23 protein-coding genes are annotated in these 21612 nt (G+C 71.5%); 12 read left to right on the top strand and 11 right to left on the bottom strand.

The features are described from left to right. Positions 1–2: 2 nt before the first annotated feature. The 9 genes from ACYVK7_RS06345 (at position 3) to ACYVK7_RS06305 (ending at position 10949) form a co-directional block, all read left to right on the top strand. On the top strand, positions 3–854 hold the full coding sequence (locus ACYVK7_RS06345) for a carbohydrate ABC transporter permease (RefSeq protein ID WP_460886836.1): 852 nt from the start codon (positions 3–5) through the stop codon (positions 852–854). Between the two features lie 387 nt (positions 855–1241). After that, positions 1242–3590, top strand: coding sequence for a family 43 glycosylhydrolase (locus ACYVK7_RS06340; RefSeq protein WP_460886835.1), 2349 nt, complete (start codon positions 1242–1244; stop codon positions 3588–3590). Positions 3591–3766: 176 nt separating this feature from the next. After that, positions 3767–5050 carry an ROK family protein gene (locus ACYVK7_RS06335; protein ID WP_460886834.1) on the top strand — a complete coding sequence of 428 codons (1284 nt, stop codon included), beginning with the start codon at positions 3767–3769 and terminating at the stop codon, positions 5048–5050. 11 nt (positions 5051–5061) lie between these two features. Then, positions 5062–5859 carry an ABC transporter permease gene (locus tag ACYVK7_RS06330; RefSeq protein ID WP_460886833.1) on the top strand — a complete coding sequence of 266 codons (798 nt, stop codon included), beginning with the start codon at positions 5062–5064 and terminating at the stop codon, positions 5857–5859. After that, on the top strand, positions 5856–6665 hold the full coding sequence (locus tag ACYVK7_RS06325; protein WP_460886832.1) for an ABC transporter ATP-binding protein: 810 nt from the start codon (positions 5856–5858) through the stop codon (positions 6663–6665). Before ACYVK7_RS06330 ends, ACYVK7_RS06325 begins: the two co-directional genes overlap by 4 nt. Before the next feature lie 78 nt (positions 6666–6743). Then, positions 6744–7760 carry an aliphatic sulfonate ABC transporter substrate-binding protein gene (locus ACYVK7_RS06320; protein WP_460886831.1) on the top strand — a complete coding sequence of 339 codons (1017 nt, stop codon included), beginning with the start codon at positions 6744–6746 and terminating at the stop codon, positions 7758–7760. A gap of 4 nt (positions 7761–7764) precedes the next feature. Continuing rightward, a complete protein-coding gene (locus ACYVK7_RS06315) occupies positions 7765–9309 on the top strand; it encodes a sulfatase-like hydrolase/transferase (protein ID WP_460886830.1) in 1545 nt (514 codons plus the stop codon). A gap of 140 nt (positions 9310–9449) precedes the next feature. Beyond that, complete coding sequence (locus tag ACYVK7_RS06310) at positions 9450–10310, top strand: endonuclease I family protein (protein ID WP_460886829.1); 861 nt, start codon at positions 9450–9452, stop codon at positions 10308–10310. 141 nt (positions 10311–10451) lie between these two features. Further along, positions 10452–10949, top strand: a complete 498-nt coding sequence (locus tag ACYVK7_RS06305) for a nitroreductase/quinone reductase family protein (protein WP_460886828.1) — start codon at positions 10452–10454, stop codon at positions 10947–10949. A gap of 6 nt (positions 10950–10955) precedes the next feature. Here the strand turns inward: ACYVK7_RS06305 and ACYVK7_RS06300 are convergent, their stop codons facing one another. From ACYVK7_RS06300 to ACYVK7_RS06270, 7 genes are all read right to left on the bottom strand, one after another. Continuing rightward, positions 10956–11777, bottom strand: a complete 822-nt coding sequence (locus ACYVK7_RS06300; protein WP_460886827.1) for a zf-HC2 domain-containing protein — start codon at positions 11775–11777, stop codon at positions 10956–10958. Continuing rightward, entirely contained in the window at positions 11774–12298 is a 525-nt protein-coding gene (locus ACYVK7_RS06295; protein WP_460886826.1) for a sigma-70 family RNA polymerase sigma factor, read from the bottom strand. Before ACYVK7_RS06295 ends, ACYVK7_RS06300 begins: the two co-directional genes overlap by 4 nt. Before the next feature lie 19 nt (positions 12299–12317). Next, positions 12318–13001: a YceI family protein gene (locus ACYVK7_RS06290; RefSeq protein ID WP_460886825.1), complete on the bottom strand. Its 684-nt coding sequence runs from the start codon at positions 12999–13001 to the stop codon at positions 12318–12320. A gap of 504 nt (positions 13002–13505) precedes the next feature. Beyond that, positions 13506–14171 (bottom strand): class I SAM-dependent methyltransferase, encoded by a 666-nt coding sequence (locus tag ACYVK7_RS06285; RefSeq protein ID WP_460886824.1) that lies wholly within the window; start codon positions 14169–14171, stop codon positions 13506–13508. Positions 14172–14222: 51 nt separating this feature from the next. Further along, positions 14223–14786: a peptide deformylase gene (def, locus tag ACYVK7_RS06280; protein WP_460886823.1), complete on the bottom strand. Its 564-nt coding sequence runs from the start codon at positions 14784–14786 to the stop codon at positions 14223–14225. A gap of 32 nt (positions 14787–14818) precedes the next feature. After that, a complete protein-coding gene (locus ACYVK7_RS06275) occupies positions 14819–15559 on the bottom strand; it encodes an AAA family ATPase (RefSeq protein WP_460886822.1) in 741 nt (246 codons plus the stop codon). Positions 15560–15592: 33 nt separating this feature from the next. Beyond that, positions 15593–16486, bottom strand: coding sequence for an NADP-dependent oxidoreductase (locus ACYVK7_RS06270; RefSeq protein ID WP_460886821.1), 894 nt, complete (start codon positions 16484–16486; stop codon positions 15593–15595). A gap of 70 nt (positions 16487–16556) precedes the next feature. On the opposite strand from ACYVK7_RS06270, the gene ACYVK7_RS06265 reads away from it, so the two are divergent. Then, positions 16557–17129: a TetR/AcrR family transcriptional regulator gene (locus ACYVK7_RS06265; protein WP_460886820.1), complete on the top strand. Its 573-nt coding sequence runs from the start codon at positions 16557–16559 to the stop codon at positions 17127–17129. On the opposite strand, the gene ACYVK7_RS06260 is transcribed toward ACYVK7_RS06265, so the two are convergent. After that, complete coding sequence (locus tag ACYVK7_RS06260) at positions 17126–18289, bottom strand: UDP-N-acetylglucosamine--N-acetylmuramyl-(pentapeptide) pyrophosphoryl-undecaprenol N-acetylglucosamine transferase (protein ID WP_460886819.1); 1164 nt, start codon at positions 18287–18289, stop codon at positions 17126–17128. The two genes, ACYVK7_RS06265 and ACYVK7_RS06260, sit on opposite strands and share 4 nt — an antisense overlap. Before the next feature lie 181 nt (positions 18290–18470). Between ACYVK7_RS06260 and ACYVK7_RS06255 the strand changes: the two genes are divergently transcribed. Continuing rightward, complete coding sequence (locus tag ACYVK7_RS06255) at positions 18471–18848, top strand: helix-turn-helix domain-containing protein (RefSeq protein WP_460886818.1); 378 nt, start codon at positions 18471–18473, stop codon at positions 18846–18848. Positions 18849–18882: 34 nt separating this feature from the next. Here the strand turns inward: ACYVK7_RS06255 and ACYVK7_RS06250 are convergent, their stop codons facing one another. Together ACYVK7_RS06250 and ACYVK7_RS06245 are read right to left on the bottom strand one after the other, a co-directional pair. Next, positions 18883–19470, bottom strand: coding sequence for a ClpP family protease (locus ACYVK7_RS06250; protein ID WP_460886817.1), 588 nt, complete (start codon positions 19468–19470; stop codon positions 18883–18885). Further along, a complete protein-coding gene (locus ACYVK7_RS06245; RefSeq protein WP_460886816.1) occupies positions 19467–20096 on the bottom strand; it encodes a ClpP family protease in 630 nt (209 codons plus the stop codon). Before ACYVK7_RS06245 ends, ACYVK7_RS06250 begins: the two co-directional genes overlap by 4 nt. A gap of 302 nt (positions 20097–20398) precedes the next feature. Here ACYVK7_RS06245 and ACYVK7_RS06240 point away from each other — a divergent pair, with 302 nt between their 5' ends. Next, entirely contained in the window at positions 20399–20587 is a 189-nt protein-coding gene (locus ACYVK7_RS06240; protein WP_460886815.1) for a hypothetical protein, read from the top strand. Positions 20588–20762: 175 nt separating this feature from the next. On the opposite strand, the gene ACYVK7_RS06235 is transcribed toward ACYVK7_RS06240, so the two are convergent. Next, complete coding sequence (locus tag ACYVK7_RS06235; RefSeq protein WP_460886814.1) at positions 20763–21530, bottom strand: IclR family transcriptional regulator; 768 nt, start codon at positions 21528–21530, stop codon at positions 20763–20765. Positions 21531–21612: the final 82 nt, after the last annotated feature.

The raw sequence follows: 21612 nt of genomic DNA, 5'->3' as shown, positions 1-21612 counted from the left end.
CCATGTCTGTCGCAACCCCCGTGGTTACCCCGCGCGCAACGAACCGCCGCTTCTCCGGCGGACTGCTCACGACCCTGACCTGGCTGCTGGCCATCGGGTTCTTCTTCCCGGTCGCCTGGATGGCCATGACGGCCTTCAAGCAGGAGAACCAGGCGGCCTCCGACCCGCCGACGTGGTTCTTCACGCCCACGCTCGACCAGTTCCGCGCCGTGCTCGAGGGCGGCTCCATGGTCTACGTCGGCAACTCGGTGATCGCCACCGGCGTCTCCACCGTGCTGGTGCTGCTGCTCGGCGTCCCCGCCGCGTACGCGCTCTCGATCCGGCCGGTGCAGAAGGTCAGCGACGTGCTGTTCTTCTTCATCTCCACCAAGATGCTGCCGGTGGTCGCCGTCATCGTGCCGATCTACGTGATCGCCGGCCAGCTCAAGGTGCTCGACAACATCTGGACCCTCGTGATCCTGTACACCGCGATGAACCTGCCGATCGCGGTGTGGATGATGCGGTCGTTCTTCATCGAGGTGCCCGGAGAGGTGCTCGAGGCCGCGGCCATCGACGGCGCGGGTCTGATGCGCACCATGCGCTCGGTGCTCCTGCCGATGGTGGCACCCGGTATCGCGGCGACGGCGCTCATCTGCGTGATCTTCGCGTGGAACGAGTTCTTCTTCGCGCTCAACCTGACGGCGTCCCAGGCGGCGACCGTCCCGGTGCTCATCGTGTCCACCATGACGAGCGAGGGTCTGTTCCTCGCGCGGCTCAGCGCCGCGGCGCTGCTGGCGTCGCTCCCGGTGATCCTCGCGGGCTGGATCGCGCAGAAGCAGCTGGTGCGCGGCCTGTCGATGGGCGCGATCAAGTAGCGGTCCGCGCGCTCCGGCACGGTCGGCAGCGTGATCGGTAGAACGTCAGGAGATCGGCAACTCGGGTTGCCGATCTCCTGACGTCTTGCCGACTACTTCGGCCGGCAAGTTCCCTACTTTTTCTGTCGGGTACTTGCCGGAGGAATGCCGTCCTCGTTCGATGGAGGCGGGGCGGGGCACGCCATGACGGGTGGCCCGGTACCGCCGTCCGCGCGCCTGCGCGACGGCCCCGTTCGAGAGGAGCAAGCCCTCATGCGCCTTGGATCAGGTCAACGGAGATCAGGTCGATGGAGCTCAGGTCGGCACGGCACGGCACGACGTCACCCGCGCGGACCGGTCCGGACCGGCTGGGTCGCGGCGGTCGCCACGGCGGTCCTGGCGGCGGGGATGGTCCCGGCCCAGGGTGTGGGCGCCGCGTCGCCCGCGGGCGGAACCCCACCCGTCACAGCCGCGCCCGCGGCCGCACCCGCACCCGCACCCGCGGCCGCACCCGCGCCCGCCGACGCCCCGGCCGGCGGCACCACCTTCACCAACCCGGTCTCGGCCGGGGTCACCGACACCTTCCCGGACCCGGCGGTGATCCGCGGCAAGGACGGCGCCTGGTACGCGTACGGCACGCAGAACCCGGTGTTCAACAGCGCGGGCGAGCCGGGGGAGCGGATCCTGCCGATCCTGCGCTCCGAGGACCTGGCGCACTGGGAGTACGTGGGTGAGGTGATCGGCGCCGACGACGTCCCGCCCACCTGGCGGGCGAGGTCCCGCGCCTGGGCGCCCGACATCCGCTACCTCGACGGCGAGTACGTGCTGACGTACGGCCTGTCCACGGGCGGCCTCGCGGTGGCCACCGCGCAGACGCCGACCGGCCCGTGGACGCACCGCGACGAGCTGCTGGTCCCGTCCGCCGCGATCGAGGGCTGCCCGACCGGCAACATCGACCAGGCCCTCTTCACCGACGACGACGGCACCCTCTACCTGTACTGGGGCAGCTACGACGTCCTCTGCGTCTCGGAGCTCACCCCGGGGGCGCGAGAGCTCACCGGGCCGGTGACCCAGGTGGCGCAGGGCCGCCGGATGGAGGGCGCGTTCGTGGTGCGGCACGACGACCTCTACTACCTGATGTACTCCGACGCGGGCTGCTGCGACGGGGCGTTCAGCGGGTACACGGTCAAGGTGGGGCGCAGCGAGAGCCCGCGCGGCCCGTTCCTGGACGACGACGGTGTGGACCTCATGGCCGAGTCGACCAAGGGCGGCTACGTGCTCACGTCCAACGGCAACGGGTTCGCCGGGCCGGGCCACCACTCGGTGGTGACCGACCTGGCGGGCCAGGACTGGATGGCCTACCACGCGATCCCGACGGACGACCCGGACTTTCCGCCGGTCGACACCCGCAACGGCGTGCTGAACCTGTCCAAGCGGCCGCTCATGATCGACCGGCTCGACTGGATCGACGGCTGGCCGGTCGTCAACGCGGGCGCCGGGCCGTCGTCGGGCCCGCAGACCGCCCCGGTGACGTCGGGCGCGGTGCGCACCACGTTCGCCGACGGCTCCCTCGACGGCTGGTCCGCCGACGGCGACGTCACCGTCGCGGAGGAGGCCGACGCCGGACCCTACGTGCGCCTCGCCGGGTCGTCCCTCGCGAGCACCGCGCGGGCCGACGGCGACCTGCGTGCCCAGGCGGACCTGCGCGTGACCGACGCCGCGGGAGCCGCGGGGCTGACCCTCGGGGAGGGCGCGCGCCGTGCCGTCGCCTGGGTCGACCGCCGCGCCGGCGAGCTGCGGCTCGAGGCCGGGCGCGGGGCCCGCACCGTGCGGACCGCCACCGCCCTGCCGGACGACTTCCCGTACGCGGAGTGGAACGTCGTGACGCTCGACCGCGACGTCAGCTCCGGCACGTTCACCGCCACCGTGTCGGCCGACAACCTGTTGGACCCGCTCGGCACGGCGACCCTGGCCGTGCCCGTGCACCCTTCCGGCGGCGCGGGCGAGGCTCTCGTGGGCGTGACGGCGCGGGGCGGCGCCGACGCCGACAACGTCAGTCTCGTCCCGGCGGCCCTGCCGGTGACCGAACGCGTCGCCGATCCCGAGCCGGGCGCCCTGCTCCCCGAGAGCTCGGACGAGTTCGACGGCGCCCTGCCCGGCGAGGACGGCTCGGGCTGGTCCTGGGTGCGTGGCCCGGCCGACGGCGTCCGGCTGGAGGGCGGTGCCCTCACCTGGCCGACCCAGGGGGCCGAGCTCTACCTGGGCACCAACTCGGCGTCCGTGCTGACCCGCGACGCGCCGGAGGGCGACTACCTGGTCGAGACGCGGCTCACGCTGGACGGCGTCGGCGTGAACAGGCAGGCCGGCCTGGTCCTGTACGGGGACGACGACCAGTTCGTGAAGCTGGTGCACTCCCAGCTCGGGCTCTCCCGCAAGCCGGGGAGCGTCTCGCAGCAGGTGGAGTTCACCAAGGAGGGTCCGCGCCCGACCACCACGCCGCCGACGGCGGTGGCCGCCGGGCCCATGTGGGGCGCGGCGCCGGGGGAGACCACGTGGTTGCGGCTGTACGCCCACGAGGACGTCGCGAACGGTGAGCACGAGGTGCGCATGGCGTCCAGCACGGACGGGGAGACGTGGCGGTGGGGCGGTGTCTGGACCCTGCCGAACGACAAGGACCTGCGCATCGGCCTGGTCGCGATGAACACCCGAGGCGCCACGGCAACCTTCGACTACGTCCGCACCTACAAGATGCCCTGACCCCACCCCCCGCCTTCGTTGAGTGCTGGATCCTCGCCCCGAAAGAGCCTGACGAAGGGCGAAAGGCCAGCACTCAACGAGGAGGGGGGTGAGGTTTTGTTGGCGGGTGGGCAGATTGAACTGGTTTTCTGCCGGGTCGTTGACGGAAAAATTGGGGGGTCCCTATGGTCGTTCGTATGTCGACGACGACACCCGGAAGTACCGCGCGACGCGCCCATGAAGGCCGCGTCCTCGGTGCACTGCGCGACGGCCCGCTGAGCCGCGCCGAGCTCGCCCGGCGCGTAGGGCTCTCCCGGACCACCCTCTCCGAGACCACCGCCGAGCTCCTGCGGCGCGGCGCCATCGTGGTGCTCGACACCGACGCCGCCACCCGCAGGGGCAGCGGCCGGCCCGCCGAACGGCTCGCGCTCGACCCCGGCTCCGGCCAGTACCTCGGCGTGGACTTCGGCCACCGGCGCGTCCGTGCGGCGGTCGCCGACGCGACGCGCGAGACGGTCGCCTCCGGCGTCGAGCACTACGACGACGACACCGTGGGCGCCGAACGCCTCGAGCTCGCGTTCGGGCTCATCGACCGGCTCGCACACGAGCACGGCCTGCACTTCGGCGAGCTCCAGGCCGTCGGCATCGGCGTGGCCGGGCCGCACGGCGGCCGCCGCCCCGACAGCGAGCAGGTGCCCTGGGTGCGCCGCACCGCACCCGACGACGTGCACGCGGCGTTCGCCGAACGGTTCGGCGCGCCCGTCGTCGTCGACAACAACACCCGCCTCGCGGCGCTCGCGGAGGCGGTGTCCCAGCCGGAGGGCGCGAGCGACCTGCTCTACGTGCGCCTGTCGGACGGCGTGGGCGGCGGGCTCGTCGTCGGCGGCCGGATCGGCACCGGGGCGCACGGGTTCGCCGGCGAGCTCGGGCACGTCTCCGTGGATCCGGCCGGCACCAAGTGCCGGTGCGGCAAGCGCGGCTGCCTCGAGACCGTCGCGTCGGTCCACGCGGTGCTCGCCGCCTGCCGGGACAAGGGTGTCGAGGTGGAGAACCTCGACGACCTCGCTGCGGCCGTCGCCACCAGCGACCCCGTGGTCGAGGGAGTGCTGCGCGACGTCGGCGCGACCGTGGGCCGCGTGCTCGGCATGGCGGCCCTGGCCCTCGACCCGGACGAGATAGTGATCGGCGGCGAGATCACCCGCGTCGCCCCGGTGATCGTCGAGCAGGCCGCCGCCGCCCTGCGCTACGAGCTGCACCCGCTGCCCACCGGCGCCTCGCTGGTGGTGCGCGCCGGGCGGCTGCGCGACACCGACGGTGCGCTCGGCGCGCTCGCCGCGGCCTTCCACCTTTCCCCCCTCCTGGCCGGATACCCCGAGCCGGAGACCACCCATGCCCGCGGAGACCTGCGCGGCACGTTGCGCGCGCCACAGCCCGGAACGCCGCCCGAAACTCCGCACGCCCGTCTGAGGAGAGCCCTGTGACAGTGTCGACCGTGTCGACTCCCACCCCGACGAAGAACGGGTCACCACCCCGTCGCCGCGCTGGGAAGCGAACCACCCTGCTCGTCCTCAACACCGTCTCGGTGGTGGGGGGCATCGCGATCTGGTGGGTGCTGGCCCTCAGCGGGCTCCAGCTCCCCACACCGCCGGAGGTGGTGGTCAAGGGCGCCGAGCTGTGGAGCAGCGGCACCCTGACCGAGGACCTGACGGCGAGCCTCGGCCGCGTCCTGGCCGGGTTCCTGCTCGGCTCGGCCGCCGCGGTGCCCGTCGGGTTCCTCATGGGCTGGTACACACCCGCCCGGGGCCTGTTCGAGCCCTGGATCCAGTTCTTCCGCACCATCCCGCCCCTGGCGCTGCTGCCGCTCGTGCTGGTGCTGATGGGCATCGGCGAGCTGCCGAAGGTGTTCGTCATCTTCCTGGCGGCGTTCCTGGCCTGCGTCATCTCGACGTACCAGGGCGTGGTCAGCGTGGACCGGACCCTCATCAACGCGGCCCGGGTGCTCGGCGCGAAGGACGGCACGATCTTCCTGCGCGTCGTGGTGCCGGCCTCCTCGCCGTTCATCCTCGTCGGCATGCGCGTGGGCCTCGGCTCCGCGTGGGCCACCCTCGTGGCGGCCGAGCTGCTCGCCGCGCAGGCGGGCCTCGGGTTCCGCATGCAGCAGGCCCAGACCTACTACGACCTCGCGACGATCTTCGTCAGCATCGTCGTCATCGGCATCTTCGGCCTGGTGATGGACCGGCTGCTGCTGCTGGCGGAGACCCGGCTCACCGGATGGCAGGAGCGACGATGACCACCACCACGCAGGAGACACCGAAGACGATGACCGACGCCGCGAAGATCTCGGTACGGGACACCCGCAAGACCTTCGCGCTCAAGGACGAGGAGTTCGTCGCCCTGAACGGCGTCTCGCTCGACGTCGCCGACAACGAGTTCGTGACCGTCGTCGGCCCGTCCGGCTGCGGCAAGTCCACCCTGATGAACATCGTCGCCGGCCTCGAGACGCCGACGTCCGGCCAGGTGCTCGTCGACGGCAAGGACGTGACCGGCCCCGGGCCGGAGCGCGGCGTCATCTTCCAGCAGTACGCGCTGTTCCCGTGGCTGACCGTGCGCAAGAACGTCGAGTTCGGGCTCAAGGTGGCGGGCCTGCCCGCCGCCGAGCGCCGGGAGCGTGCCGAGCACTACGTGCGGCTGGTCGGCCTGGAGCAGTTCGCCGACGCACTGCCCAAGACGCTGTCGGGCGGCATGAAGCAGCGCTGCGCCATCGCGAGGGCCTACGCGGTGAACCCGTCGATCCTGCTCATGGACGAGCCGTTCGGCGCGCTCGACGCGCTGACCCGGGTGCGCCTCCAGGAACAGCTCCTCGACACCTGGAGCACCGAGAAGCGCACGGTCCTGTTCATCACGCACGACGTCGACGAGGCCGTGTTCCTCGCCGGCCGTGTCGTGGTCATGGCCGCCCGGCCCGGCCGGATCCACGAGGTCATCGACGTGGACCTCCCGTACCCCCGCACCGAGGACGTGCGCCTCAGCCCCGAGTTCGGCGAGCTGCGCAACCGCGTGTGGCGTGCCGTCTACCACCAGACCGCCGGCCACTAGCCCGGCTTCGCCGGTGGCCCACGCCGGCCACCAGGCCCAGACCTACCCAGACCCGAGAACCAGTTCTAAGGATTCCCCATGCGATTTTCCAGGCCATCACCCCGCAGGACCATCGGTGCGGCGCTCGCCGGCCTCGCCCTCGTGCTGTCCGTGGGAGCCTGCTCCTCCGGTGGCGCGACCGGCGCGGACGGCGGCGACGCCATCGAGGTGAACTTCGGCTACATCCCCGACTTCAACGGCACGAGCCTGCTCGCGATCGCCGAGGACCAGGGGCTGTGGGAGAAGCACGGCGTCGACGCGACCGCGTCGTCGTTCACGAACGGGCCGCTGCAGATCCAGGCGCTCGGTACCGGAGACCTCGACTTCGGGTACATCGGCCCCGGCGCGTTCTGGCTGCCCGCCTCCGGGCAGGCGAAGCTCGTCGCGATGAACACGCTCGGCCGCGCCGACCGCGTCGTCGCGCAGCCGGGCATCGAGTCCGTCGAGGACCTCAAGGGCAAGACGGTCGCGGTGCCGGAGGGCACGTCGGGCGACATGATCCTGACCCTCGCCCTCGACGAGGCCGGCATGACCAAGGAGGACATCGAGCTCGTGCCGATGGAACCCCCGGCCATCGTCGCCGCGCTGTCGTCGGGACAGGTCGACGCCGCCGGCTTCTGGTACCCGGCGCTCGCCACGGTCAAGGAGCAGGTGCCCGACCTGGTCGAGCTGGCGGACAACACCGACTTCGAGGACACCGTCGCCTTCCCGACGGCGTTCGTGGCGGGCAACGACGTGGTGGCCGACGACCCGGAGAAGGTGGACGCCGTGCTCACGGTGCTGCGCGAGGCCATGGCCTACCGCTCCGAGAACATGGACGAGACGATCAAGCTGACCGCGGAGTTCAACAACCTCGACGTGGCCGACGTCGAGGCAGACGCCGCGAACGTCGAGGTCCTCGACCTCGCGGAGCTCGACGAGATCACCGAGGACGGCACCGTCGACACGTGGCTGTCCGGCATGAACGAGTACTTCGTCGCAGCCGGCACGCTCGACGCGCCGGTCGACCCCGCCGAGTACTACACGGGTGACCTGTTCCTCAAGGCAGGTGAGTGACCCGGTGGCGGACGCAGCGATCGACGCACCCACCGACCGGAACCCCGAGGCGACGTCGCGGCGGAACGTCCTGTTCCTCATGACCGACCAGCACCGGGCCGACACGCTGGGCGCCTACGGCAACAGCCGCGCGAGCACGCCGGTGCTGGACGAGCTCGCCCGGACCGGCACCCGGTTCGACCGGTGGTACACGCCGACGGCGATCTGTACGCCGTCGCGGGCGAGCCTGCTCACCGGGCAGGCCCCGTTCCGGCACCAGGTGCTGGCCAACCACGAGCGCAACGTGGGCTACCAGGAGGACCTGGCGGACGGCACCTTCACCTACGTGGAGGCGCTCCGGGAGCACGGGTACAACACCGGGCTCGTGGGCAAGTGGCACGCCGGCACGGTGAAGAACGCCGCGTACTTCGGGTTCGACGGGCCCGACCTGCCGGGGTGGCACAACCCGGTGGAGAACGAGGACTACCTGGCCTACCTCGCGGAGCACGACCTGCCGCCGTACGAGATCAGCGACCGTGTCCGGGGCACGCTGCCCAACGGCGGGCCGGGCAACCTCCTGGCGGCGCGGCTGCACCAGCCGGTGGAGGCCACGTTCGAGCACTACCTGGCGACCCGCACCATCGAGCTGCTGGAGCGGTACGCGGACGACTACCGCAGCGGGGCGCGGCCGTTCTTCCTGGAGCTCAGCTTCTTCGGGCCCCACCTGCCGTACATCGTGCCGGACGAGTACTTCGACATGTTCGACCCGGCCGACGTGGAGCTGCCGGCCTCCGTCGCCGAGACGTTCGAGGGCAAGCCGCCCGTCCAGGCCAACTACAGCGCGCACTGGACGTTCGACACGATGCCCGTCGAGGTGACGCGCAAGCTGATCGCCGTCTACTGGGGGTACGTGACGCTCATCGACCAGCAGATCGGCCGCGTCATGGACGCGCTCGAGCGGCTGGGCCTGGTGGACGACACCGCCGTGTTCTTCACGTGCGACCACGGCGAGTTCACCGGGGCCCACCGCCTGCACGACAAGGGCCCCGCGATGTACGAGGACATCTACCGCACACCAGGCCTGCTGCGGGTGCCCGGCGGCCCGGCGGGCCAGGTGCGCACGGAGTTCGTGAGCCTGCTGGACTGCACGGCCACGATCCTCGAGCTGGCGGGGATCGACCCGAAGCCCGCCGTCGACTCGCGCAGCCTGCTGCCGCTGGCCGAGGGGCGCGAGGTCGAGTGGGAGCAGGACATCGTGTGCGAGTTCCACGGGCACCACTTCCCGTACCCGCAGCGCATGCTTCGGGAGGACCGGTACAAGCTGGTGGTCAACCCCGACTCCGTGAACGAACTGTACGACCTGGAGACCGACCCGCACGAGCTCACCAACGTGTACGACGCCCCCGGGCCGGCGGAGGTGCAGCGCCGCATGATGGGGCGGCTGTACCGGCTGCTCCGGGACCGCGGCGACAACTTCTACCACTGGATGACGACCATGTACGACGTCGGCGAGGTGGACCACGACCCGACGCAGTCGGGCCTGGACGAGACGACGTACGCGGCCCGCTAGGCGTTCCGGGTGAAACTAGGGCCTATCGCTAGATTTCACCCGGAATTTACGTAAGTCGGTCTATATCGCGGCCTCGGCGTGCCAGGGTGGACGACGCACCGTGGCCCGCCGGGGGCCGTGGGCCGACACGGAGGTCGACGATGCGCACACGTCTCGTACGGGCTTGGGGGAGCGGGCTGTCCGCACTCGTGGTCGCCGCAGGGGTGCTGGCGGCACCCGGCGCGGTGGCACAGGACGGCGCGGTGGCACAGGACGGCGCGGTGGCGCGGGACGGCGCGGTGGCGCGGGACGGCGCGCAGGCCGTCGCCGACGTCCCCGCCGGCTACTACGACAGTGCGTCGGGCCTGACGGGCGAGGCGCTGAAGTCCGAGCTGAACGACATCGTCAGCGAGGGCGACCAGCTCTCGTACAGCGAGGTGTGGACGGGTCTCCAGGCCTCGGACGAGGACCCGGCCGACCCGGACAGCGTGATCCTGCTGTACAGCGGTGAGTCACGGGCCAAGAACCTCAACGGCGGCGACGTCGGCGACTGGAACCGGGAGCACGTCTGGGCCAAGTCGCACGGCGACTTCGGCACGGCGACCGGGCCCGGCACCGACCTGCACCACCTGCGTCCCACGGACGTCCAGGTCAACAGCATCCGCGGCAACAAGGACTTCGACAACGGCGGCAGCGAGGTCAGCGGCGCGCCGGGCAACTACACCGACACGGACTCCTTCGAGCCCCGCGACGAGGTCAAGGGCGACGTCGCCCGGATCATCCTCTACATGGCCGTGCGCTACGAGGGCGAGGACGGCTTCGCCGACCTGGAGCCCAACGACTCGGTCAGCAACGGTTCGGCCCCGCTGCACGGCAAGCTGTCCGTGCTGCTGGAGTGGCACGCCGCCGACCCGGTGTCCGCGTTCGAGGCGAACCGCAACGACGTGATCTACGAGCAGTTCCAGCACAACCGGAACCCGTTCATCGACCACCCCGAGTGGGCGGGCGCGATCTGGGGCTGACGCGGCGGGGGCCAGGGGCGCTCGGCGTGCGTCCCTGGCCCTGACCGGGCTCGCTCCCTATCCTGGTGCCGAAGGGGTTGCCACCGCTCGGCGCAGGCAGCGCACCGGGTGGGCGACTCGCAACGAGGCCGGAGGCTCAGCGTGTCGAACGAGCACAAGTCAGTCGAACGCAACTCTGTTCCGCGGGTCCCGCCGCGCTGGTTCGTGCGCACGGCGTGGGCGGTCCACCGCGGCGTCTACCGTGTCACCGGCGGCAAGGTCGGCTTGCGGCGGCCCCGGGAGCACAGCTGGGGCACCATGCGCGTGACCACCACCGGGCGCCGTACCGGGTACGAGCGCAGTGTGATCCTCGCGTACATCGAGGACGGTCCTCGCCTGGTCACGATGGCGATGAACGGCTGGGCCGACGGCGACCCGGAGTGGTGGCTCAACCTGCAGGCCCACCCCGACGCCACCGTCGACCTGGCGGACGGCTCCCGCTTCGTGCGCGCGCACCGCGCCGTCGGCGAGGAGCGGGAACGTCTCTGGGACCGGTGGCGGCAGACCGACCGGAACCTGGACGCGCACGCCGCCCTCCGTTCGACCGAGACCGCGCTGGTGGTCCTGGAGCCACGGCCCGAACCCCGCCGGCTGGCGTAGCGCCGGTCACAGGGTCGCGGTGGCGAGCGCCTCCTCCTGCCCGTCGAGCGTGATCTCGATGCGGTCCACGTCGGTCAGGGGAACCGCCGACGACGCGTCCAGGTCCGTCGTGGTGCCACCCGACCAGGACCAGGTGCCCGCCGTGGTGCGCGCGCCGTCCCTGCTGACGAGCACGAGCTCGTACGTGATCGGCTCCGACGGCGTGTAGCTCGCGTCCGGACGCTGGCCGGGGGGTGGCGGGTAGTGACAGCTCCACCGCAGGCTCGTGCCCCAGCTCGTGGGTGTGACGACCAGCTCGGCCCGCATGTCGGCGTCGCCGACGGGGCGCAGCTCGACGGTCCGGGCCTCCGCGACGGCGGCGGACGGCGCTGTCGCCGCACCGTCCGGCGTGCCGAACAGGCCGCCGCCCGCGAGCACCGACCCGCCGACGGCGCCGACGGCCACCAGCGCCGACGCCGCGACGGCGGCCAGCGACCGGCGTCGGGTACGGGACCGCCGGGCGGCGCCCGCCAGGCTTGCCAGCGAGACGACGTCGGCCGGCCGGGGGCTGACGCCGTGCGGCAGGGGCCCGCCGCCCTCGGACGTCCTCGCACCGGACCCCTCGGATCCAGGGGCCTCGGTGAGGAGCGCCTCCGCGTGCGCAGGGGTCAGGGTGCCGAGCAGGCCGGGCATGCCCGCCAGCTCGGCGACGGCGGCGCGGCACGCGGCGCACTCGGCCAGGTGCCGCTCGTAGGCACGGCGGTCGCTCGGGCTCAGGGCGCCGAGCACGTACGCCGCGTCCCACTCGGCGTACTGGTCGCCGCCGGGGCCTGGGTCTGCCGGGATCATGAGGTGACTCCTTTCTCCTGCAGGGCCAGGCGCAGTGCGCGCAGCCCGTAGTGCAGCCGCGACTTCACCGTTCCGGGCGCGACACCCAGCTCGGCCGCCAGCTCGGCCACCGAGCGACCGCCGTAGTACGCACCGACGACGACCGCCCGGTGCGCCGGCGAGAGCGACACCAGCGCGTCGGCGACGAGCCAGGAGTCGAGCACCGCCTGGGTCGTGTCCCGCTGCTCCTGGTCCGGGACGTGCCCGGTGGCCCGTTCGCGGGTGCGCCGGGCGCTGCGGAGGTGGTCGACCGTCAGGTTGCGCGCGACCGTGAACAGCCAGGCGCGCACCGACTCCTCGGACCGTTCGAGCACCTCGGGGTGCCGCCACGCGCGCAGCAGGGTCTCCTGCACCACGTCGCGCGCCTCCTCCTCGTCACCCGTGCGGCGCACGACGTACCCGTACAGCGCACCGGCGTGCGTGTCGTGCACCGCTGCGAGGAGGTCGTCCGCGGCACCCGCGGGCGGGTCACCTGTGGTCACGGTCCCGTCGCCTCCGTCGTTACTGGCCGGGCTGCAGCTGCAGCGAGAACTCGATGCTGCCCTCATCCTCCACCGTCACGAACCCGAGCGACGGCGCCTCCACGTCGAAGTCGGCGAACGTGATCGGCACGCTCCCGATGACCTGTACGGGGTCGCCGGTGGTGGCGTCACCCGCGACCTCTGCCTCGACGGTGGCTTCCTGCGTGACACCGTGGACGGTCAGGTCGCCCGTCAGCTCGACTGACGTGGCACCCTCCTCGATCGGCGCCGGCTCGGTCAGCACGAAGGTCGCCGTCGGATACGTGCCCGCCTCCATCGCCTCGTCGCGGAAGTACGCGTCGCGGTTGGGTTCGTCGGTCGCCACGCTTGCGACGTCCACCTCGACGGTCGCCTCGCTGATGGCGCCGTCGGCGACCGTGACCGTACCGGTGACCTCCTCGGTGCGGCCCGTGACCGTCACGTCCTCACCCTGCAGCACCTCCTCGACGCGGTACCCGGCGAACGACCCGTCGCTCACGGTCCACGTGCCGGCCGCCGCGTCGGCGTCGGGCAGGGGCACGGCCGACTGCTCGAGCGTCGGCGCCTCCGCCGCGGCCTCGTTGGCCCAGTCCGCGTACAGACCCGGCCCGAAGGCCAGCGCCGCCCCACCGAGCACCACCACCGCCGCACCGACACCGACCGCCACCTTTGTCCCTCTGCGCACGCTCCGCCCCTCTCGTTCGCGGGCCGACCCACTGCCGCCCTCTGCCTCTCACTACGGGTGAAAGGGCAGATCGGTTCAATCGGGTCCGAAACTGAACCGGCGGGCTCGTCGAGTTCGGTCGGTTGCTGGAGGGTGTCGGCGACTTCGGTCGGTTGGTGTGAGATCGGTCAGTCAACCGACCGATCTCACATCAACTGACCGATCTCATGTGTTGCTGTGGTGCAAGGGACCGATCTCATCTGCGTCGGTGGTGCAAGGGACCGATCTCATCTGCGTCGGTGGTGCGAGGGACCGATCTCATCCGCGGCGGTGGCTCGTGGGCCGGTGAGTTCGGTCGGTTGCTGGAGGGTGTCGGTGACTTCGGTCGGTTGGTGTGAGATCGGTCAGTCAACCGACCGATCTCACACCAACTGACCGATCTCAGCCGTTCTGGCAATCAACCGACCGATCTCAGCCGTTCTGGCGGTCAAGCCGGCCGCGGCCGCCGTCGTGCGGGCCACGGGCTCAGGCCCGGCGAAACTCCGCGCGCCAGAGTCCCTTGCTGCCGGCGGGTCCCGGGACGGGCAGTCGCTCGATCGACACCGTGGACAGCCCGTCCGCGCCGAACGCCTCGATCTCCGGCCGGGTCAGCGGCCAGGGCGGACCGTCGTCGTCGGCCTGGTCGGCGACGGCCTGGACCGCGAGCAAGGTTCCGCCCGGCGCCACGAGCGAGCGGACGCCGGCGGTGAGCTCGGCGCGGACGCTGCGGTTCACTGCCTGGACGGTGTAGATCTCGACGACCAGGTCGAAGGCGCCGACCCATTCGCGCGGCAGGTCGAGCAGATCCCCGACGGCGTAGGTCACCGGTGAGCCGGGGTTCCGGTCGCGGGCCGCGGCGATCGCGGTGGGGGAGATGTCGAACGCCGACGTCTCGTAGCCGAGCCGGGACAGGTGCTCGGCGTCTGCCCCGAGCCCGCACCCGACGACGACGGCCGCACCGTTCGCGGCACCCGGATCGGGCGCGCCCGGCCATGACGCCAGTGCCGGGTGCGGGTCTCGCCGGTCCCACGGCATGGTGACGTCGCCGTCCCTTGCGGACGCCCAGAGCTGCTCGAACCAGCCGGTCGGGTCTGCCGGGTCGGCGTTGCCGAGCAGAGCGGTCTCGGACTTCCAGGAACGGGGCTCGGGCATGACGCCGACCCTAGACAGGTGCCGGCCGGTCCACAAGGAACCGCCGCGACCTCAGGCGGGTGCCTGCCGGTGGTGGTCGAGGTAGTTCCTGACGGTGGTGAGGCTGGTCAGGTCGGTCATGCGGTCGAGGTACACGATGCCGTCGAGGTGGTCGATCTCGTGCTGCACCACCCGGGCGGGGTAGCCGGTGAACTCCCGCGTGACGGTCTCCCCTGCCTCGGTGGTGAACCGGACCGTGAGGTGCTCGGACCGCGGCACCTGGCCCATGTACCCGGGCACGCTGAAGCAGCCCTCCCAGTCCAGCACGGTCTCGTCGGAGCGCCCTACGACGACAGGATCGACCAGCTGGATCAGCCCGGTCTCCGGCCGGTCGGGAAAGACGTCGGTCCTGCGTACCTCGACCACCGCGGCCCTGACCGAGACCCCGATCTGGGGCGCCGCGAGCCCGGCACCCCGGAGCGCGCGCAACCGGGAGACGAGGGTCTCCAGCAGGTCACCGGCGCCGGCCGGACCGACCGTCGTCGTGGGGGCCTTGAGTCGCGGGTCGCCGATCGTGACGACGCCGTCGTCGGCGACGCCGTCGGCCCAGCTGCCGGCGCTCTGCGGTGCGGACATAGGTGCTCCGTTCCTGTCGGGGACTCGTGCGCTCACTGGTCGTCGACGTCGGCGTCGTCGAAGAAGGTCTCGGGCCGACCCAGGAACCTCTTCCACAGGGCCACCGACTCCAGGTCGGCCCAGTCACGTTCCGCGATGCCCTCGTCGGTCATCTCGAGGATCTGCGCTCCCGGCAGTGCGGCGACCATGGGCGAGTGCGTCGCGTAGATCACCTGGGCCGGGAACTCGGCGACCAGGTCCTGGATGCGGTACAGCAGCTGGAGGGTCGACTCGAACGACAGCGGTCCCTCGGCCTCGTCCAGGAGGTACAGGCCCGGACCGTCGAACCGGCCCAGGATCGCCTGGAGGTACGACTCGCCGTGGCTGACCTCCCAGGACGGCTTGTCGCCGTAGCCGGGCATCCCCGCACCGGTCATGTACTCGAGCATCCCGAACGCGGTCTCGGCCCGGAGATAGAAGCCCTTGGCGTTGCGGCGCGTCATCCCGGACCCGGCGCGGGTGCGGTCGAGCATGAGCGCCTCACCGAGCGGGCTCGTCTCCTGGGTGCTGGCGTACCTGCGGCCGCCGTGCCCGCCGCGCACGTCCAGCCCGTAGCCCTCGGCGATCGCCTCCAGCAGGGTCGACTTGCCGCTCCCGTTGGCGCCCATCAGGATCACGACCCTGCTGTTCAACCGCACGCCCCGGGTAGCCAGGTCGCCGATCGCGGGCACGGTCCAGGGCCACTGGCCGTCGTCGACGGCGGCGGGCTTGACGCGGACTCGCTCGATCACCACCCGGCCAGCGTAACGAGACCGACTGACACGCAGTCAGACGACGAGGACCCGCCGCCCCCGTGCGTGACCGGCCTGGCTGTCGACGTGCGCCGCCGCGGCGTCGGCCAGCGGGTACGACTTCTCGACCGGAAGGCGGAGTTCTCCGCGCGCCACGAGGTCCACGGCCTCGGCGAGGGCGGACGGCATGTCGCCGGCGACGCCGGAAAAGCGGACGCCCAAGTCCGGCGCGCCGAGGTCGGCGATCGAGATGACCTGCCGCGGGTCGCCCGTGAGGTCGACGAGCTCGTGGATCACGCCCGAGCCGGCCAGGTCGAGGGCCGCATCGACCCGGCCGAGCCGCCGCACCCGCTCGACCCAGCCCGCGCCGTAAGTCGTGGCGACGGCGCCCAGGCCGCGGAGGTAGTCCTGGTTCGAGGCCCCCGCCGTGCCGATCACCGCGATCCCGCGCGCACGGGCGATCTGCAGCACCGCGGACCCTACGCCCCCGGACGCGCCGCTGACCAGCAGGGTCTGCCCGGGTCGCACGCCGACCTGGCGGATGATCCGCAGCGCGGTCTCTGCCGGCGAGGGATACCCGGCGGCCTCTTCGAACGTCAGCTCCTCGGGGATCCGGGCCCAGGCGGTGAGCACGGCGAGCTCGGCGTAGGTGTTCGAGCCCCTGCCGAACACCTCGTCGCCTACGTGGACGCCTGCGACGCCCTCGCCGACCTCGTCCACCACGCCGGCGGCATCGAGTCCGATGCCGGAAGGGAACACGATCGGCCCGGCGTCCCGGAACTGGCCCTCGCGGACCCTCCAGTCATGCGGGATCACGCCCGCGGCTCGCACCGCGATGCGTACCTGGCCGGGCCCCGCGTGGGGCTCCTCGGCGTCCAAGAGCCGCAGAACCTCGGGGCCGCCGAACTCGGCGAAGCACACTCTCTTCATGCCGGCGACCGTAGCACTAACAGTTAGTTTTTCAGAACGATTCGCTTTATGTAGCTGATAGCATGCTGTCATGGCTGAACCGTCCGGACGCCGGGAGCGCAAGAAGGCCGCGACCCGACAGAACATCGCCGACACCGCGCTGCGGTTGTTCTACGAACGCGGCTACGACGCGGTGGGCATCCGTGACGTAGCCGCCGATGCCGACGTCGCCGTCACCACGCTCTTCTCCCACTTCGCCTCGAAAGAGGCCCTGGTGTTCGAGCAGGACGAGGACTTCGAGCAGCGCCTCACGCGGGCCGTCACCGACCGCGCGGCGGGTGAACCGCTCGTTCCCGCGCTGCGCCGCGAGATCCATGCGCTGGTGCGGCATTGCACGGCGGACGACGCCGCCCCGTTGTGGCGCATGATCGACGCGTCGCCGGCCCTGCGGAAGTACGAGGAGTCGATGCGGCTGCGGCACGCGGAGGCACTGGCGACGGCGATCTCCGCCGAGGTGGACCTGCCGCAGAGCGCGATGGCCGGCCGTACGATCGCACGGTTCGCGATCGACGCCTTCTCGCTGGCCCGCTCGGCGGATGATCCGGAGGCGGCCCTGGACGAGATCTTCGTGATGATCGAGGCGGCCTGGTCGGCCGCCGGTTAGCGCGCGGCTTCCAGCAGCACGTCCACCAGCCGCTCCGCCGCATCAGGGCGCCCGTGCTCCCGGGCGGCGTGGGACATCCGCTCACGCCGTCCCGCGTCGGAGAGCAGCGGCCGGATCGCCGCCCGGAGGTCCGTCTCGTGGAGGTCGCCCTCCAGGGCGACGGCCGCGCCGAGGTCCTGGAGCCGGCGGGCGTTGTGGGCCTGCTCGTTCCCGGCCGACGACGCCAGCGGTACCAGCACCGACGGCTTGCCCAGCGCGGTCAGCTCCGCGATGGTCCCGGCACCGCTGCGGGAGACGACGACGTCGGCCAGGGCGAGCACGTCCGGCAGCTCCGCGCCGACGAAGCCCATGACGCGGTACCGGGCGGCCAGCTCCGCCGGGAGCGTGGCGGTCCGGTCGAACATCTCCTGGAGGTTGTTCGGGCCGCACTGGTGGATCACGTTCGTACGCTGGAGGAGCCACGGCAGCGTGTCGGCGACCAGGTTGTTGATCTGGACCGACCCCTGTGCGCCGCCGGTCACGTACAGGACCGGCAGGTCCGGGTCGAACGAGTCCAGGCCGAGCGCGTCGACGGCCTTGAGCGGTTCCCCGGACATCACCTCGGCGCGCACGGGGTTGCCCGTGACGACGGTCCGTTCCCGCACGCTCTCCGACAGCAGCTCGAGCGTGGACGGCGAGGACACCGCGACGCGGGTGGCGCGCTTGGCCAGGAGGCGGTTGGCCAGCCCGAGCCGCACGGTCTGCTCGTGCACCACGAGCGGACGGCGCACCAGCCCAGCGGCGAGCCCGATCGGGACGGCGACGTAGCCGCCCGTCGACAGGATCACGTCCGGCTTGAACTCGGCGACGATCGACCTGGCCTGCGCGACACCGAGCGGCACGCGCGCCATGTCCTTCATGTTGGCGGCCGACAGCATGCCCAGCGGGTTGCTCGACCGGCGGATCTTGCCCGTGGCGACCGGCACGAAGCGGATGCCCTCCGACGCGGTGACCTTGGCCTCCAGGCCCTCCGACGTGCCCGCCCAGAGCACGCTGACCGCTGTGCCGGTCTCGGCGAGCCTGGCCTGCAGGGCGCGGAGCGTGGTCAGAGCCGGATAGGTATGCCCACCGGTCCCTCCACCGGTGACGAGCAGACGGAACTCGCGCGGGTGTGAACTCACGAAGACATCTCCCAGGACGGCAGGGGTGGGGGCGCGGGTCAACTGTAGAGGATCGGGGCGGGTGCGGAGCTTCGCGATCGTGGTTCGGACAATGCCTCGGGAGGGCCTGTGAACCCCCTGTCTGCCGCTGCTCTCAGCAGAAGCGCCGCCGCGGTGCGGACCGCCGGTTCTACGCTCAGGTATGACCGAATCCGCTCCGCCTTCGCCGCCAGAGACCGCTGGACCGACCGCTGGATCGCCGCCCGAGCCGGCCGCCTCGTCGACGCCGGGACGGGAGCCGCTCCTGCGCCACCTGCTCGGCGAACACCTGCGACAGCTGCGGCACGGGCGTGGTGAGACGCTCGACCAGACCGCTCGCCGCGCCGGCGTCTCGCCGCAGTACCTCTCGGAGGTCGAGCGCGGGGTCAAGGAGCCGTCGAGCGAGATGATCGCGGCGATCACCGGAGCGCTGGGCATCACCCTGGTCGACCTGGTCACCGCCGTCGCCGACCGTCTGGTCGTGGTCCGCGACACCGCACGCCAGCCGACCTGCCAGGCGGCCTTCGCGCTCGCCGCGTGATGCCCGGGCACACCGGCCCGGGCATCACGTCACCTCAGCGCTGGTCGATCACGTGGTCCAGCAGGCCGTAGTCGCGGGCGGTGGTGGCGGTGAAGATGCGGTCGCGGTCGGTGTCGGCGCGGAGCGTCGCGACCTGCTGACCCGTGTGCCGGGAGAGCGCGGCCTCCATGTCCGCACGGATGCGGACGACCTCGTCGGCCTGGAGGATCAGGTCGGGGATCGCGCCGCGGCCCTGCGCCGCGGGCTGGTGCAGGATGACCCGGGCGTGAGGGAGCGCCGCCCGCTTTCCCTCGGCTCCGGCGGCGAGCAGCACGGCCCCGACGGCGACGGCCTGCCCGACGACGGTGGTCGAGACCTGCGGCCGGATGTAGCGCATCGTGTCGTAGATGGCCATACCGGCGCTCGGGTCCCCGCCCTCGCAGTTGACGTAGAGCTGGATGTCGCTGTCCGGGCTGCTCGACTCAAGGTGGAGCAGCTGGGCGATCAGGGCGTTGGCGACGCCCGCGTCGATCGCGGTGCCGAGATAGATGATCCGCTCGCTGAGGAGCTGCGAGTAGACGTCCATGATCCGCTCGCCCCGCGGGTGCGACGCGATGACGTTCGGGATGGTGTAGCTGCTCATCGTGCGTCCCCCTCGGCGGCGGTGCTGAATCCGGTCGGCTGACGATCGCGTGGCTTGATGCCCTCGAAGGTCCGCACGATCGTGTCGATGAAGCCGAAGTCGAGGGCCTCCTCGGCGGTGTACCAGTGGTCGTGCAGCGAGTCGTCGAAGATCCGCTCGACCGGCTGGCCGGTGTCCTCGGAGATCAGGCGCAGCACGGTGTCGCGCGTATGGCGCAGGTCGTCCGCCTGCAGCTCGATGTCGACGGCGGTGCCCGCGATCCCGGCGGAGCCCTGGTGCATCAGGACCCGGGAGTTGGGCAGTGCCCGGCGTTTGCCCTTGCTCCCCGCTGAGAGCAGGAACTGCCCCGCGCTGTAGGCGATGCCCAGCACGAGCGTCGACACGTCGTTGGGGATGGTCCGCATGAGGTCGCGGATCGCCAGCATGGCCGGCACGGAGCCGCCCGGGGAATGGATCCACAGGTCGATGTCGGTCGATGAGTCCTCGGTGGCCAGGGCGATCAGCTGGGTCATCAGGAGCGTGCCGTTGTCGTCGTCGAGCGGTCCGTCGAGGACGAGGACGCGGCGCTCGTACAGCTCGCGCCGTGAGTGTTCGCCGAACATCGGCGCCTTCGGTGATTCGGTCATGACCTCACGGTGCACGCCGGAACGGGGGTGGCGGGGCCGGATCTGCCGTCGGCAGCACTGCTCTGAGCAGCGAGTGTCGCAGACCTACGAGGATTGGCCGAGGCGCAAAGAAATGTGCAGCCATGAACCGCTGAAAGGTGTTTCATTTCTACATATCGCATTTATCTTGACGACGCTCTGTCAACGCTGGCAGTATCTGGCTCCCTATCGAGCTGAGTGCCACATCGTGACGAGATGAAGATTACGTCGATCGGCCCTGGCCCGGAACTACCACCCGGAATTACTACAGAGAGCGGAAGGCCATGGGCGACGGGATCGCGGCAGGCGTCATCGTGAAGGTGACCGGAGTGTCGAGCACGGAGCGAGGCGCCGAGGGGGTCGTGCAGACCATCCGGCGCGGGTGGACCGGCAAGGAGGCCGTGGTGCGGGCGCCCGGTGTACTGCGGTCGCGAGAGTTCACCGTTCCGGTGGCGGATCTCTCGAGGAAGTAAGCCGGTCACTCGTCGCACGGAAATGGTCGCGGCGTCACCAAGTGGAGGTTTTTCCGCCGTTCGGACGGGATTCCTGACGGGCGATTCTTGCAGGTCAGGAGTTATTTCCAGCGGGTGATCCGACCGGGCGGTCAGCGCAAGGATCGCGTGATGACCACGCGCCATGTGCGGGGCCTCACCGCGCCCCCAGCCGCCGGCTGACCTCCCGCGCCGCGAGAGTCGCCTGCTCCGCCAGCTCCACCCGCCCGGCCTCGTCGTAGGCCTCCGAACGGAACGTCACCGCCAGCCCGGCAACCGGCCGGCCCGTGTGGTCCACCACGGCGGCAGCCACTGACGCGAACCCGGCCGACACCTCGCCGTCCTCCACCGCGAACCCTCGTTCACGAGCCGACCGCAGCACCGTGCGCAGCTCCCGCAACGTCCGCGGCCCGGCGCCGGTGAGGTCGGTGAAGGAACCCGGCGTCGGGTACAGGGCCCGCACCTGCGCCGGCGGCAGCAGCGCGAGGACGGCCCGGCCGCTGGCGGTGAGATGGCTCGGGAGGTGTACGTCGACGTCGGTCACCAGGGGCTGGCGTCCCGCCGCCCGCTGTTCCACCAGGTACAGGACCTCGCGGCCGTTGAGCACCGCGAGGTGCCCGTTCTCGCCGGCGGACTCCACGAGCCGGGCGACGACCGGCGCGGCCAGCCGGGTGAGCGGCGCCTGCCGGGTGTACGCGCTGCCCAGGCCGAGGGCCGCAACACCGAGGCCGTAGCGGCGCTCGTCGGGGAAGTGCCGCACGAACCCCTCGTCGCCCAGCACCGACAGCAGGTGGTAGACGCTGGAGCGCGGCACTCCGATGCCGTGCGCGATGGCCCCGGCGGGCACCGGACCGGTCTGCGCCGCGAGGAACGTGAGCAGCCGCGCGGTGGTCCGCGCGGCCGGAACGCTGCTGCTGGTGCCCACTGGTCCCTCCCTCAGCACGGGTGTCTCGTATCCCAGACTCTAACCGTCGGATCCGGGGGGACGGGCGGGACGCGGCGGGGTT

The organism is Promicromonospora xylanilytica, assembly GCF_054782895.1.
This window is presented reverse-complemented; position numbering and strand designations above follow the sequence as displayed.